Origin of the sequence: Edaphobacter dinghuensis, from assembly GCF_014640335.1 — a bacterium.
Taxonomy (GTDB): domain Bacteria; phylum Acidobacteriota; class Terriglobia; order Terriglobales; family Acidobacteriaceae; genus Edaphobacter; species Edaphobacter dinghuensis.
Window position 1 is genome coordinate 651,353 of the sequence record NZ_BMGT01000001.1, and the last position, 14,133, is coordinate 665,485.

11 protein-coding genes are annotated in these 14,133 nt (G+C 60.5%); 5 read left to right on the forward strand and 6 right to left on the reverse strand.

What is annotated here, in order from left to right:
* Positions 1–72 precede the first annotated feature (72 nt).
* Positions 73–3,339: a TonB-dependent receptor gene (locus IEW09_RS02530; protein WP_188552565.1), complete on the forward strand. Its 3,267-nt coding sequence runs from the start codon at positions 73–75 to the stop codon at positions 3,337–3,339.
* Positions 3,340–3,430: 91 nt separating this feature from the next.
* Here the strand turns inward: IEW09_RS02530 and IEW09_RS02535 are convergent, their stop codons facing one another.
* Positions 3,431–3,838 (reverse strand): OsmC family protein, encoded by a 408-nt coding sequence (locus tag IEW09_RS02535; RefSeq protein ID WP_188552566.1) that lies wholly within the window; start codon positions 3,836–3,838, stop codon positions 3,431–3,433.
* A 110-nt stretch (positions 3,839–3,948) separates the two neighbouring features.
* Here IEW09_RS02535 and IEW09_RS02540 point away from each other — a divergent pair, with 110 nt between their 5' ends.
* Positions 3,949–4,092, forward strand: a complete 144-nt coding sequence (locus tag IEW09_RS02540; RefSeq protein ID WP_188552567.1) for a hypothetical protein — start codon at positions 3,949–3,951, stop codon at positions 4,090–4,092.
* Between the two features lie 29 nt (positions 4,093–4,121).
* Here the strand turns inward: IEW09_RS02540 and IEW09_RS02545 are convergent, their stop codons facing one another.
* Both IEW09_RS02545 and IEW09_RS02550 read right to left on the reverse strand, forming a co-directional pair.
* On the reverse strand, positions 4,122–4,643 hold the full coding sequence (locus IEW09_RS02545; RefSeq protein ID WP_188552568.1) for a DUF8737 domain-containing protein: 522 nt from the start codon (positions 4,641–4,643) through the stop codon (positions 4,122–4,124).
* Between the two features lie 78 nt (positions 4,644–4,721).
* On the reverse strand, positions 4,722–5,660 hold the full coding sequence (locus tag IEW09_RS02550) for an NmrA family NAD(P)-binding protein (protein WP_188552569.1): 939 nt from the start codon (positions 5,658–5,660) through the stop codon (positions 4,722–4,724).
* Positions 5,661–5,809: 149 nt separating this feature from the next.
* Between IEW09_RS02550 and IEW09_RS02555 the strand changes: the two genes are divergently transcribed.
* Both IEW09_RS02555 and IEW09_RS02560 read left to right on the forward strand, forming a co-directional pair.
* A complete protein-coding gene (locus IEW09_RS02555; protein WP_188552570.1) occupies positions 5,810–6,385 on the forward strand; it encodes a TetR/AcrR family transcriptional regulator in 576 nt (191 codons plus the stop codon).
* 302 nt (positions 6,386–6,687) lie between these two features.
* Entirely contained in the window at positions 6,688–8,898 is a 2,211-nt protein-coding gene (locus IEW09_RS02560) for a choice-of-anchor Z repeating domain-containing protein (RefSeq protein WP_373282786.1), read from the forward strand.
* Positions 8,899–9,002: 104 nt separating this feature from the next.
* Here the strand turns inward: IEW09_RS02560 and IEW09_RS18755 are convergent, their stop codons facing one another.
* Positions 9,003–9,131, reverse strand: a complete 129-nt coding sequence (locus tag IEW09_RS18755; protein ID WP_263369043.1) for a hypothetical protein — start codon at positions 9,129–9,131, stop codon at positions 9,003–9,005.
* Positions 9,132–9,306: 175 nt separating this feature from the next.
* Between IEW09_RS18755 and IEW09_RS02565 the strand changes: the two genes are divergently transcribed.
* Positions 9,307–10,899: an alpha/beta hydrolase gene (locus tag IEW09_RS02565; RefSeq protein WP_188552572.1), complete on the forward strand. Its 1,593-nt coding sequence runs from the start codon at positions 9,307–9,309 to the stop codon at positions 10,897–10,899.
* Positions 10,900–10,944: 45 nt separating this feature from the next.
* Here the strand turns inward: IEW09_RS02565 and IEW09_RS02570 are convergent, their stop codons facing one another.
* Together IEW09_RS02570 and IEW09_RS02575 are read right to left on the reverse strand one after the other, a co-directional pair.
* Positions 10,945–12,462 carry a hypothetical protein gene (locus tag IEW09_RS02570; protein WP_188552573.1) on the reverse strand — a complete coding sequence of 506 codons (1,518 nt, stop codon included), beginning with the start codon at positions 12,460–12,462 and terminating at the stop codon, positions 10,945–10,947.
* 47 nt (positions 12,463–12,509) lie between these two features.
* A complete protein-coding gene (locus IEW09_RS02575; RefSeq protein ID WP_188552574.1) occupies positions 12,510–14,081 on the reverse strand; it encodes a hypothetical protein in 1,572 nt (523 codons plus the stop codon).
* Positions 14,082–14,133 lie beyond the last annotated feature (52 nt).

The window sequence follows — 14,133 nt, forward strand, 5'->3', positions numbered from 1 at the left end:
ACAGACATAAAGACCGCTTCGAGCGGTCGTCGCCCCAACCACATCAGCACCGCAAACTTTACGGAGGTTCCCATGAAAGCAAGGTTTGGTTTACGCAGTTTGGCTCTGTTTCTCCTCAGTTGTTCCATGGCGCTCGGGCAGACGATCACCGGCTCCATTACCGGCACCGTCACCGATCCCAGCGGCGCCGCCGTCAACGACGCCAAGGTGACCGCAATCAATGTCAACACTGGCGTGCAGACGCCCGCGACCACCAACGCCGACGGCATCTACACGCTCCACTTCCTGCAGATCGGTCACTACAAGATCTCCGTCACCGCGCAGGGCTTTGCGCCTGCCAGCGCCGGTCCCTTCGCGCTCGAGGTCTCGCAGGAGGCCAAGGTCGATGTGCACCTGACCGTCGGATCGGTGAATGAGAGCGTCGTCGTCAGCAGCGCAGCGCCTATCCTCGACACGCAGAACGCAACCACCGGCGACACCATCACCTCTGCCTCGGCGACCGAGCTTCCCTTGCAGGCGCGCAACTTCTCTTCGCTGACCACTCTGGTTGCAGGCGCAGTCACCCCTAACCCCTCGGCACAGAACATGGTCGGCCGCAGCGGATACAACGGCGGCTTCTTCATCAACGGCAATCGCGAGCAGTCCAATAACTACACGCTCGACGGCGCCGACATCAACGAGGCCATCGACAACTACATCGGCTACAGCCCTAATGTCGACGCCATCGGCGAGCTGCACATCATCAGCGGCAACGCCACCGCCGAGTACGGCAACGCCAACGGCGGCCAGGTCGTCATGGTCACCAAGAGCGGCACCAACCAGTTCCACGGCGACGCCTACTGGTTCCTCGAGAACACCAACCTCAACGCCAATAGCTGGACGAATAAACACACGTTCCCCGCCTCCGCCATCGGCCCCGTCCCCGCGCTCAATCGCGGCATCTTCGGCGGCACCCTCGGCGGCCCCATCATTCGCAACCGGCTCTTCTTCTTCGTCGACTACCAGGGCGCGCGCCAGCACGCCAGCACCTCCGAGCTGCGCTCCGTCCCCACGTCGGCCATGCGCGCAGGATACGCTCCGGTGCTCGGTCATAACGTTACGATCACCAATCCGGTCGCGCAGTTCCTGTTCGCTCACCCGGAGCTTTATCCGGCTCCTAATGTTACGGGGAGCGGCCCCTACGGCACTACCTTTGACTATCGCGGCACCTACGCCAACGCCACTCATAACGATCAGGGCGACGTTAAGCTCGATGCCAAGCTCACCAACAGCGACAGCGTCTCCGGCCGCTTCACCATGGGCCGCGAGCACGACGGCTATAGCCAGGTCTCCCTCCCCACCGACATTCCCACCAACAACTCCGACCCCTACACCGGCTTCATCGTCAACTGGACACACATCTTTTCGACCAGCATCGTAAATGAGGCTCGCGCAGGTGTTGGACGCACGCGCTACATCGCCACGCCCACCGACCTCAGCGGCCAGTTCGGCCTCACCGGCAACCAGAAGCTCGGCATTCCCGGTACACAGATCGTGCCCGGCATCTCGACCTTCGACGTTACCGCTGCGTCGGTCGATCCCATCGGCACCACGAAGCAGGCACAGACCAATGGCAACTACGCCGGCATCGACTCCGACAGCATCGTCAACGCCTTTACCTATGGCGACAACCTGAGCTGGCAGCATGGCCGCCACGCGCTCAAATTCGGCGCGCAGTGGCTTCGTTATCAGGAGAACCGCTACTACTCCGGCAACGACGGCTCACTCGGCTGGTTTAAATACACCGGTACTGCCTCCGGCGATCCATGGGCCGACTTCCTTCAGAACGACGCCTTCAGCTTTGGCCAGGGTGCCGTCACCGGACGCTGGGGACAGCGCCAGTGGCGCGACGCCTTGTTCGTGCAGGACGACTTCAAAGTCAGCGACAGCCTCACCCTCAACCTCGGCGTTCGTTGGGAGTGGGACCAGCCTATGTATGAGGTCAACAACAAGCAGGCCAACATCAGCATTACCACCGGAGCAATCGAGTACGCCGGGCAGAACGGCAACAGCCGCGCTCTCTACCACGGCTTCTGGGGAGGCTTCATGCCGCGCGTCGGCTTCGCCTACTCTCCTAGCAATCTCAACGGCAGGTTCGTCGTTCGCGGTGGATACGGCATCACCAACTTCCTCGAAGGCACCGGCGCCAACCTGCGCCTCACCCTCAACCCGCCCTTCTTCATCGACTCTTCCAAGTCGTCCGATGGGACCACATTCTTCCAGACCCAAAATGGCTTCCCCCGTCCCGCCGACCCCTCTCTACTCTTCGGCAATATTCGTGCCTGGGACCCCAACCTGAAGCCCGCTCTGATTCAGCAGTACAACCTCACCACCGAATATCAACTTAACAACACCACCTCGTTAGTCGTCGCTTATCTCGGACAGGATGGAGATCATCTCGTCGATCCACGAGAGGCCAATCAGAAACTTTGCCCCACCTGCCCGTATCCGGTTACAAGTCTTTCGCCTGCACTTTCACTGGTTACACTGGTCAGCTACACCGAATCGAACTCGATGATGAACTACAACGCGCTGCAGATCACGGGGCGGCACCGCCTCAGCCGCGGGCTTGAGTTCCTCACCAACTACACATGGAGCAAGTCGCTCACCAACAACCTCGGCTACTACGGCGCGGGCGGCGGTGCAGGCGCGTCGCAGAGCGCCTATTGGCAAAACTCCTACGACGGCGGAACGGACTACGGCCCTGCCTTCTTCGACACCACCCACATCTTTACCTTCTCCGGCTACTACGATCTTCCCTTCGGTCGCGGCAAGCAGTTCGGAGGCAACATGAATCGTTTCGCCGACCTCGCCGTCGGCGGATGGAAGCTGGCCACCGTCGCCAGCCTCCACACCGGCATGCCCATCACCATGATGTCGGCTGAACATTACTCGGTCAACCAGCGCACCGACCGCGCCAATCACTATCGCAAGCTCGTTATCAAAAACCGCTCCGTCGACCACTGGTTCGGCACCGATCCCTCCGCAACTCCCTGCATCACCGACGCCGACAAAGGCGTCTGCGCCTACGGGGAGGAGTCATCGACCGGCCTCGGCACCGCCAGCGTAGGCTCGGAGCGCGCACCAGGCTACCACGATCTCGATGCCGCGCTCAGCAAAGCCTTCAACATCACCGAAGACAAGCACCTCGACTTCCGTGCCGACTTCTTCAACGTGCTCAACACCACCAGCCTGGCACCGCCCACCAACAACGTCTCGCCGGGTAACGCTTTCGGCCAGATCACCTCCACCGTCTCCACCGAGCGGCAGATTCAGCTCGCACTAAAGTTCGTCTTCTAACCAATTTTTTTTGCAGAACCAGGGCAAACTCAAAGCCCTCTTCCTTGAATAAAGGAAGGGGGCCTTTTTTATCGAAACTCGAACGACACTTTCATCCCCAGCTAAATGCAATCGGAATCCGGACATCCGGGTGCAGGCTCTTGTGAACGGGACAAGTATGCGCGGCCTGCTCGAGCTTCTGCCGGTTCTCCTCGCTCACCGAACCCGGCACATGAATCCTCACCGTTAGGCTCTGAATCCTTCTCGGCATCGCAGCGGTCATCTCCTTTTCGACTGTCGCCGTAGCTCCATTCAGATCGACGTTCAGCGTGCAGGCCATGATGCCCATCACCGTCAGCATGCACGAGCCCAGCGCGGTTGCGACCAGGTCCGTAGGGGAGAAGCTCTCACCGCGGCCCTGGTTGTCCTTCGGTGCATCGGTGTTAAGCTCCGTGTGCGAAGGCCCATGCACCGCCTTGCAGTGCAACTCTCCCTGATACTCAATCTCAATGGCGACCATAACGATTCCCTTTGCAGATAATTAAGACAGAAGAAGAGCGAACGGAAGCCGCATCACTCAACCTCTCTCTCCATCGTAGGTCTCCGCACAACGTTCCACAAGCCGAAGATATGACAACGCAAAGCCCCAAAGCGAACCAGCTCGCGATGAAAGATCACGCAGCCACAGCAGGATTCCCTCGCGAAGCTTCGCCGCAACAGCCACTCGAGATCACCGGCGCAAGCATCCCGGTCGACGGCGGCTCAAAGCTGTAACTGCAGGCTAGGCCGCCGAACAAAGAAGATTATGCCGCCACGCTCTTTGCCCTGGCCTCGGGGCGCACCAGCCAGTAGAGCGCCGCGATGTGCGTGATCATCAGCATCGGCACATAGATCACCGGAACGATATACATCGCGCCGAATTGCCCGGCCTGCGCAGGCAGGTTCAGATGGATGGCGTGGTAGTAGTCGACGATCAGATCGGTCACGCCCACAACATTAAAAGCAGCGACGAAGACCCAGAAGAACGGGCGCAGCCCTCTTGCCCCAACCCGCGCCGCAAGCAGCGCCAGCATAGCCAGCACCGCAGTCGCAAAGTCGCCATAAGCGGAGAACACTGTGAAGCCCACAGGCAGCCCCGGCCCGACCACGCCGGGCAGCAGAAACGCCAGTCCGAAGAAGCGGAAGCTGTGCAGCGTCGCAATAGCGCGCTGCGCCTCGAAGCGGCCCATCGCCCGCAGCCTGGGCAAGATGTAGGTACTGAATAACAGCAGGCACGCAATATAGCCTGCAACGAGATGTATCTGGAAGAGGTTCTGCGGCAACATGTTCTTTCTCCTGTCCGATAGGATGATGTACGTCATTTCATAAGCGGGTGCGGCTCTGCGCGTGATCGCAAGAGAACTTCACGCGCCTGCGTTACGGAAGAGTCCCGCGTTGGCGCGAAAAAACTCTTCGAGCGTCTGCGGGCTGCGACCAGTCACCGTGCGAATTGCATCGGTCGGCCGATAGCGCCGCTCGCTTCTGCGGTAGAACTGCCAAAGGTGGCTCAGGTGGTCGAGAGCATGCGCGCCAAGTCGCTCTCGCACCGCCTCGGCCCATTGCTCGTCCGTGATGGACACGTAGCGAATCGTCCTTCCCAGCGCGCGGCCAAGCGCTGCAACAATCTCCCGCACTGTCGGCGTCTCGGTCACCAGTGCGTAGACACGCTCGCGCGGCGCGCCGGGGTTGGCCAGCAACGTCGCAGCCACGCGTGATACGTCCTCCGCACCGGCCAGCGGAAGCACCGCATCGCCCTCGCCCCATGGCACAAACACCGCATCCTGCTCGGCCACGCTGCGAAAGAGAGCACGCAGGTTCTCGTAATATGGCGGCGTCTGCAGATGGACAGCCCCCACCCCGGCCCAGTCGAAGACGCGGTCCGCCAGCCGGTGTTGCAGGTTCCGAAACGACGGGGCCGCCCAGAGATCGCGAAAATCGGCGTCGTCCGGCGCGCCCTGAAACTGCGAGTTATTCACCACCAGCTCGAGCCCTGCATCGCGTGCCGCAGCAGCAAAGATAGTCGCCGCCTCCATCAACCCATCGGTCACCGGATAGGTAAAGAAGGCGCGCCGCACCCCATGCATCGCCGCCTCGACCGAGGCCGGGTTCAGCAGATCACCCTCGAAGATCTCCGCGCCCTCGCGGCGCAGCTCCTCCGAGCGTTCATCGAGCCTGTGCACGAAGGCACGAACAGGAATCTCCTGCCGCAGCAGCAGGCCCGCAACGACGCGCCCGGTCGAGCCTTGCGGCCCGCCGGCGGCGCCGGTAATCAGGATGGGATGGGAGTGGACGGAATCAGGCACGGGAAGTTCTCCTTTCCCGCATAGGATTACTCATATCATCCTACGGATTCAGATTTTTTTGAAGCAGTAGCAGCCGGTTGCATCAAAGGATGATCTCGCGCATCCTAAAAGCACCTTAGGAGCAATTAAGGAGCATCAGGAAAGCATCCATGCGCTACCGCCCCGAGCACAAAGCCGAGGTCCACCAGAAGATCATCAAAGACGCCTCGCGTCGTGTGCGCGCCGAAGGCCTCGGCGGCGCTGCCGTCGCCGCCGTCATGCGCGACACCGGCCTCACCCACGGAGGCTTCTATAAGCACTTCGAAAACAAGGACGAGCTTGTGCTCGAGTCGCTGCGTGATGCCTTTGCCGAGATCGCCGACACCCTCACCCACGCCGCCGAACAGGCCCGCGCCGGGTCCGGCTGGAAGGCCATCGTGAAGACCTACCTCAGCCTCGAGTACTGCGACCACGCCGAGCGCGGCTGCCCCCTGCCTGCGCTCGCTCCCGAGATGGCACGCGTCGATCCGCAGATGCGCGGCCCCATCTTCGTCGAGCTCGTGAAGTACAGAGACAGGATGCTTCCCTTCATGCCCGGCCGCCGCGCCAGCGAGCGTGAGCGCGCCTTCTTCGTCATCTTCTCCACCATGATCGGCGCCGTGGAGGTCGCACGCATGCTGCCCGACCGAGCCGTGCAGGAAAAGGTCCTGGCCACCGCACGCGAGTTTCTTCTAAGCAGCTTCTGACTACTCCCGGCGACCATTCCGCTCTCTTTTACATCACCATTCCGCTTCTTTTTTGTATTTCCATTCCGCAGCGAAGCGGAGGAATCCGCTCTTTCCCACCCGGCGCGAGCCCGCATAACAAAGCCTCCGGGGTCTCCCGGCTGGCTGGAAACTATATCGTATTCACAACATATTTATCCGTCTCCAAACGGGAAAATGTTGCAGTCGTTGCCGTTGAATTGTATTGTTGAACACTGCCTGATCCAGTAGCCTTCCGTAAGGCAAAACACTGTAAGTTTTGGGCCAGAAAGAGATGGTGACCCTTGCTGCCGAAGTTCAACTCACATCCCTACAGATTTTTCTGTGCAATCGTTATCGTTTGTGCGTGCTCCCTTTATGGGTGCTCTAACAACAATTCTTCTTCAAACGGTGGAGGCACAGCCACTGCACCTACGATAAGCAGTGTCACTCCCTCTACCGTGGTGGCTGGTGCATCGGACACCACCCTGACGCTTGCCGGAACCGGCTTTACCAGCACAACGACGGTCAGCGCCAACAACACTGCGGAAGCCACCACCTACGTCAGCGCAACTCAGGTGAAGGCGACCATTCCGGCGGCACAGCTTGCCACTGCGGCAACGCTCTCTATCACCGCCAGTAATGGTGGCACCTCGGGCGCCTCCGCTGCAGTAGCCTTCGCGGTGAACAATCCTGCTCCCGCAGTCACGTCGCTCTCTTCTCAAACCATCGCCGCCGGCAGCACGCCCGTTGCGATTACGATTACAGGGACCGGCTTTGTCAGTTCCTCGAGCGTACTCGTCAACGGCTCGTCCCGCACCACGACCTTCGTTAACGCGACGCAGCTCAGCTTTACACTGACCGCCCAAGACATCGCCCTGCCCGGGACGCTCGCCGTTACCGTCAGCAATGCCGCGCCCGGCGGAGGAACATCGACATCACTCAACATCACGGTCGCCGCCGGATCGCCCACCATCGCCAGCGCCAGCCCCAACAGCATCCTGACAGGCTCCACAGACACCACCATCACCATCACCGGAACGAACTTCTACGCCACCAGCGTAGCCATGATCGGAACCACCGCGCTGTCCACCACCTATGTCAGCAGCACGCAGTTGACGGCAGTAATTCCTGCAGCCAATCTCACATCGCTCGGCTGGCTTGCTCTCTCGGTGCATACGCCGTCAGCACCCTCCCCCTCTGCAACCATCGCAATTCCGGTTGCTATGACGCTCGCGCTCAATGTCAACCACATCGTCTACGATCCCTACAATCGCAAGCTGTGGGCAACGATCGGGGCGGCAACCAGCACACTGGCCGGCAACTCGCTCGTATCCATCGACCCCGCCACCGGGACCATCGGAACTCCCGTCCTGCTCGCCAGCATGCCCTACGCAATCGCACTCAGCGACTCCGGCAAGACGCTCTACGCTCTGACCTCCACCGTGGTCACCCGCTATGACATGACGACCAACACCGTCACCATCGCCACCGTTCCCGGCATAAGCGGAAGTACCACGATACAGACGCAGAGCTTTTCGATCGCTCCCGGAACAGAGAACGAGCTGGTACTAGGAACATCGACCACCGGTTCGACTGAGATTCAGGTCTTCGACTACGACACAGCCACCAACACGGTAACGGCCCGCTCAGGAAACGTAAGTGGCTTCCCATCGCACTATGGATACTGCCCGGTATTCCTGAACGCGGGTTACCTGATCAACCCATATAACACTCTCTCCGACATTAACCTCTATCCGGTATCGAGCACCGGCCTCGGATCTGCGGTAGCCTCATACACCTCAACCTCGCCTACGGAAGAATCCGGATGCATGAAAGTTGCAGGCAGCGTGAGCTACAGCACCACCGGCAACGTCTACGCCTTCACCCCCACAACCATCACCAAGAACGCTACCATCAACCTCTCTCCAACCACCGTCGTCGCGCTCAACGGAACGCCGGTCGCACCGGACCTCTCGCTGCATCAGGTCTTCTTCGGCAGCGTCTATAGCGGCAATGGCCCCGAGGCGTTGACGTCGGCCTCGACTGACACCAACCAGGTAAACTCCATCGTGATGCTGCCGACACCAGGCGTGGTCCCCGGCTCGAGTAATCTTTACTACTCCGACGATCTCTATCGCTGGGGTCAGGACGGTCTGGCTCTGCTTCTGCGCGACGACCTCGGAACCGGCAGCGCCCTCCTCTATCTGCTGCGCGGCCCCTTCGTCGTCCCGCAGGAGCTCAACACCAACACGGCAGCATCCATCACTGCGGACTCCTCCAGCACCATCACGGCAGGCTCCGGCAACACCGTGCTCACCTTAACCGGAAGCAACTTTGTTCCCGGCGTCGCCGTCACCTGGAACGGCAGCTACCGCACCACTACCATCGTTGACTCAACGCATGTCACCGTCGCCATTCCCGCATCCGACGTCGCTGCGGCTGGCACGGGCACGCTCGTCGCCACCAACCCCGGCGCACCGGCATCCGCCTCACTCACTGTCCAGGTGCAATAACCAAACAATAGCGCAGAACAAAAGGCCGCTCCGTTTGGAGCGGCCTTCGCTTTTTACAATCAACCTTCGGCGATACTCCATTTCCCTACGCCACCACCTTGACCTCAACGCTCTCCCGCCGCAACCGTAATCTCCGCCGCCGTCGCCGTCGAGATGGCACGCGTCGATCCGCAGATGCGCGGCCCGATCATCGTCGGGCTCGTGAAGTACAGAGACAGAATGCTCCCCTTCATGCCCGGCCGCCGCACGCGAGTTTCTTCTAAGCAGCTTCTGATCTCGTCAATAACTAAAGCTCTATCAAGCTTTCAAAGAGGTGAAAGACCCCGCGCGCTCCCGCGTCTCGCGGCCGAACCAGCAACATCCTATAGCTTCGGGAACCATGCGAACCTCGATCTCGTACCTGCTCTTATGCCGATCCTGCGCCAACTCGTATGTGCCGCACTCTGCGCTCTCGTTCTCATTCCCTGCGTACCTGCTCAGACCCCATCGCCGACGGCGCAATCATCCGCGGTCGCGCCTGCTTTGTGGGACACGCTCACGCCCGGCCCATACGGTGCGGGGTTGAAGACGTTGTTCCAATACGACACCTCGCGCACATGGAAGATCACGCGCACCTACGATGGCGCCTTCTCGCCCGACCGTAACGGACGGCCCATTCAAATCAATGTGTGGTATCCGGCGCTGCCATCTACAGGCCAAAGCATGGCCTTCGACGACTATGTCGATCAGACCGCCCCGGCCCAATTCGCTGCATTCAACGACATCATGCGGCAGCGCAATCGCGACGACGCCATCGACTCGGTTCCGCGCGATCGCATTACCGATCTGCAAAAGATGCAGATGTTCGCACGACGCGATGCCCAACCGGCTCCGGGGCGTTTTCCCGTGGTGCTCTACTTTGGCGGACTGAACGCACCCATCAATTCGAATGTTGTCCTTGCCGAATACCTCGCAAGCCACGGCTACATCTTCGCCAGCGTCTCTCTGCTCGGTCCCTCGAACGAGCAGGCCTTCCAATCGCGAACCTCCGATGACCTTGAGGCATCGGTACGCGACATGGAGTTTGCGTGGTCGATCCTGCAACAGGAAAGCAATGTGGACCCATCCAAAGTCGCTGCTCTCGGCCACAGCGTAGGCGCAATCGAAGCTGTGATTCTCGGCCTGCGCAACTCCAACGTGTCCGTTGTCATCGGGCTCGACGGCACATACGGCTTCGCCGGTCTCTCGGGCGTGCTGACCCACTCCTATGGATACGATCCCAATAAAATGAGGGCCGCCTTCATCGATCTGCGCCGCGCTCAAGGAGCTCAAGGCAACGAGCCGCTCGACCTATCGGTAGTAGAGTCCTTTCGTCATGCCGACCGTACCTTCATCACCATCGACCGCATGCATCACAGCGACTTTACCTCCTTCGCTATGGTCGCGGACTACTTTCACACACCGCTGCCGACCGATTATCCCCTCAATGGCTGGAACCGCGAAACCGGCCGCGACGGCTATGAATCGGTCGCTCGAACTTTGCGCTCCGAGCTCGACGCAAAGCTCAAGGCCAACGCAACCGCGTCCATCGAACAAAAGCCCGGCATGACCATCCGGCACGAATCCGCAACTCCGCCGCCGCCATCGCCGCTGGAGGCAGCAACGCTCGTTGCTGCACAAGGGATCGACAAGGCAAAGGCGGTATTTCTCGCCAGTTGCGGAGCCGATGGAATCGCGTCCTGCATCGAGGTCGATCGTTTCAACACGTGGGGCTATAACCTGCTCGGACAGCACCGCGCAAAAGACGCCCTCGCTGTCTTCTCATTAAATGCATGGGCGCATCCAGGCAACGCCAACCTGCAGGACAGCCTCGCCGACGGATTCTCCGCCGTTGGCGACAACGTGCATGCCAGGCAGGCCGTAGAACACGCAATCGAACTTGCTCCCTCTGACCCATCCTTCGATTTCCCGCTGGCGAGAGCAACGTTCTTAAGCGAAGAGAAGACCAGGCTTCAACACTGAAAGTGAATCCACCCGATCGATCCGCAGCAGCATCTTCTTCATCGTCTACGACGCTACCCTCACTGCAACCGTATCTCCCGCCGGAACCATCACCTCGACTGAGCTTGTAGCTTCGCCCCGGTATGCCGATCCGGCATGAGCCTTGAGCGGCTTACCCCCAACCAACAAGGCAGCGAACGACCCCGGAAACACAGCTCTCCACACCAGCGCCTTCGTGCCTTGATTCGTCAGCTTCGTGCTGCGCTCGCCCTCGTGGCGCACGCCGATCACGCTGCCCTGCACAGGAAGATTACGCAGCTCCGCCCATCCCGTCGCCGCCGTCAAACGCGGCATCGTCTCCACCACAACAGCAAGATGCCTGCCCGCAGCAATCTTCGCCGGCGGCTGCGTCGGCTCCACGCGAACGCCCATCAGCCCCATCGTCATCGCGCCCATCACCGAATAAGAGACCTCGGGATACTCTCGCCGCTCACGCCCTTCGCGCGTCAGATCGAGGATCTGCGCACGCGCCGCCGCGGCATCACCATAGCGGTACAGAATCTCCGCATAGTGCGACTTCGCCTCCACCGCGCTCACTGGCTCCGTCTTCATCGTCGCCAACAACGTTTGCAATGCGCTCGCCGTCTTCGGCCCCGCCTCCGCTGCATCGCGATAGAGAACGTCCGCTCCCGCGCGCCCGATGAACTGATGCTGCTTGTTAAAGAACGCATAGAAGTACCCTCCCGCCGCGTTCCACCACGTTGTGTTGATCAGCCTCTTCATCTCCGCAGCGTTTTCCATCGACCGCCGCGCTGCCTGCCCATTGCCGCGAATCGACTGGATCGCCGCATAGGCACGATAGGCCGCATACTGCGTTGCCAGCAGATCGATGCCTACCAGGTTGTCGCGGCTGCTCTCCTCATACGTCGGATCACCGCGAAAGAAAGGAGGCGTCTCGATATTGCTCGTCCGCTTCATGACGCGCTCCGGACTCAACTGCCAGCGCTCGATGTAGTCGGTCATCGTGCGGTCATAGAAGTTCAGAAACACCGGGTCTTCGATATACGACGTATCTCCCGTCCACAGATACATGCGATAGCACGCATCCAGCACGTCGAAGTTCGCGGGCAGGTTGTACCAGAACTCCGCATCGCTCTTATAGTCCACCGGCGCTGGCCGGTTCAGCCGGTCGATCTCCCAATAGCTGCACCAGTCCCGCGAGGCCGCAATGTTCTCCGCAAATTTACGCAGCATGTTGTGGTTGTACCGGGCCAGCCCCAGCGCCTGCGCGCCGTCGGCTTGATGCGACGTATCGCGCATGCAGAAGGCATGCCGCCCCGGCAGCGCGGCCTCGTACCACGGCCCCACCGGGTCGCCGTCGAAGACATACGACATCGCCTCTTGCTTCGCCCAACGAAAACTATTGACCAGTGCAATATCGGAAGAATCAAACTCCAGCTCCGATTTCGCATCGTGCGTCTCGCCTCGCAACGACGCCGACATCAGAAACGGAACAAGACACAGCGCCTTATTAACCTGCCGACGAGTCACACCGCCTCGCGATGCCGCACGCTCAAAGAACATCCTCTCCTCCATTCAGATCAGCTTAGTCGAAGCCACGCCGCGCAGCCTCACACAAGCGCAATCACCAGTCCTGGCGAGGACAAATCGCCCGCAGTAGCACTCCGCAATCCCACCCTGCGCAGCACCTCTCCGGGCAAATGCAACACCTTGCCGCGAACCTGCACGTCGCCAGTTATATCGACGGCCTCATCGCCCGCTAGGTCCTGCGCCAACACACGCTTCCCATGCAGCGGCGCCTCGAAGACCATCGTCAGGCTTTTGAAATTTCCAAAGACGCCATAAGGCCCCGGAGCATCGGCAACCGGCAGCGTCACTTCGCACTCCGGCATGTACCACGCCTCGCCGACGCGCGTCCTCTCCTGCGCAGCCACGGCCACCGCGCCATTCGGAAAGCGCGTCGCAAAAGCAAACGGCCTCTCGCCCTTCGCCTTCACTTCGGGCAGCGCCATGCCGCGAGCCATGCGCGCCGGAGCGCCCTGCCGCACCTCCGCGCCAATCAGATCACTCTCCCAGCTCTGCCCCTTTGCAAACCGCCAGCTATCGGTCAGAATCTCATCGTCAATCGCAACCGTTCCTATGCCCGGAGAAAACGGCGCCGCAATCCGCTGCCAGCGCACTGCACGCACCACCTCGTCCATGCGCCGCTTCGCCTGTCGCGGCCCGTTGAAGAAGAGATCGGCATCATCGCCCGGCCTCAATCCCGTCAGCGGATGCCGCATCACTCCCATCGTGCATCCCATCGCCGCAGCAACATAAACTTCGTCCTCGACATTCAGCAGAGCCTTCACTTCGGGGTGGCCCTGCGTCCCCTTCAACATCTCCGCCAACCGATCAAGCGTCGTCGGCAACGAAAGAATCGAAGTCACATCGTACGTTCGATATACATCCGTGTTGCGCAGAATTACCATCCGCCGCGAGCCCCACGGCTGCACGCCGAACCGCCCATCCTTATGCCAATCCCCATTAACTGCCGACTCTCCATGCACATGCTCGAACCGCAACGGAAGTCGCATCTCATCGCGCATCTGCACCATCTCAAAATTCGGATCGCCGATATCGATCTTCCAGTATGGAATCCCCGCAGCATCGCTCAACTTCTCTAAGCGCCTGCCGCTGTCGCCATCCGGCGGATTGCGGCACCATAACGCCGCGCTGCGCCATCCCGTCGTCTTTACAGCATGATTCAAGCCACGCAGCCGCTCCGTCGCATCGCCGGTGAACGATGGAAACTTCGCCGTCGCCACCTCAAACGTCGCCATGCCGCCGCTCTCCCATCCATCATCGAGCATCAGGTAAAGATCGCCGCGCACCTTCGGATAAAACGTCTTCGCCCATCCGGCATCGCCCAACACATTCTTCTCGGTCATCGCAGCACGTGCTAGTTGCGCGCCAGCATCACCTTCAAGCAGCGTTGCGTCCAGAGACCGCAGGCCATGCCCATACATATAGTTCTGCACCGCCCACGTACACCAGTAGTTCGGCGCATCGCACGGCTTCACTGGCACAAGGTTCGTCCTCCGCCCTGCTCTGCTTTGCGAAAGGCCCGGTATCGTCGTCGCCAGCGTCGTCGCAGTCGTCGCAACCGATGCGCCGAGAAACCGCCGTCTGCTCATTCTCATTCGTTGTCCCTTAAGTGCTTCATGCAACCCGGCAAACAGGCTGGCATCGCTT

Bases quoted from the DNA above. Each gene is read 5' to 3' on its own strand.
- IEW09_RS18755 (WP_263369043.1), bottom strand. From the start codon at position 9,131: ATGAAGGGGAGCATTCTGTCTCTGTACTTCACGAGCCCGACGATGATC.
- IEW09_RS02555 (WP_188552570.1), top strand. From the start codon at position 5,810: ATGCGCTACCGCCCCGAGCACAAAGCCGAGGTCCACCAGAAGATCATC.
- IEW09_RS02540 (WP_188552567.1), top strand. From the start codon at position 3,949: ATGACAACGCAAAGCCCCAAAGCGAACCAGCTCGCGATGAAAGATCAC.
- IEW09_RS02570 (WP_188552573.1), bottom strand. From the start codon at position 12,462: ATGTTCTTTGAGCGTGCGGCATCGCGAGGCGGTGTGACTCGTCGGCAG.
- IEW09_RS02530 (WP_188552565.1), top strand. From the start codon at position 73: ATGAAAGCAAGGTTTGGTTTACGCAGTTTGGCTCTGTTTCTCCTCAGT.
- IEW09_RS02535 (WP_188552566.1), bottom strand. From the start codon at position 3,838: ATGGTCGCCATTGAGATTGAGTATCAGGGAGAGTTGCACTGCAAGGCG.
- IEW09_RS02575 (WP_188552574.1), bottom strand. From the start codon at position 14,081: ATGAGAATGAGCAGACGGCGGTTTCTCGGCGCATCGGTTGCGACGACT.
- IEW09_RS02545 (WP_188552568.1), bottom strand. From the start codon at position 4,643: ATGTTGCCGCAGAACCTCTTCCAGATACATCTCGTTGCAGGCTATATT.
- IEW09_RS02565 (WP_188552572.1), top strand. From the start codon at position 9,307: ATGCCGATCCTGCGCCAACTCGTATGTGCCGCACTCTGCGCTCTCGTT.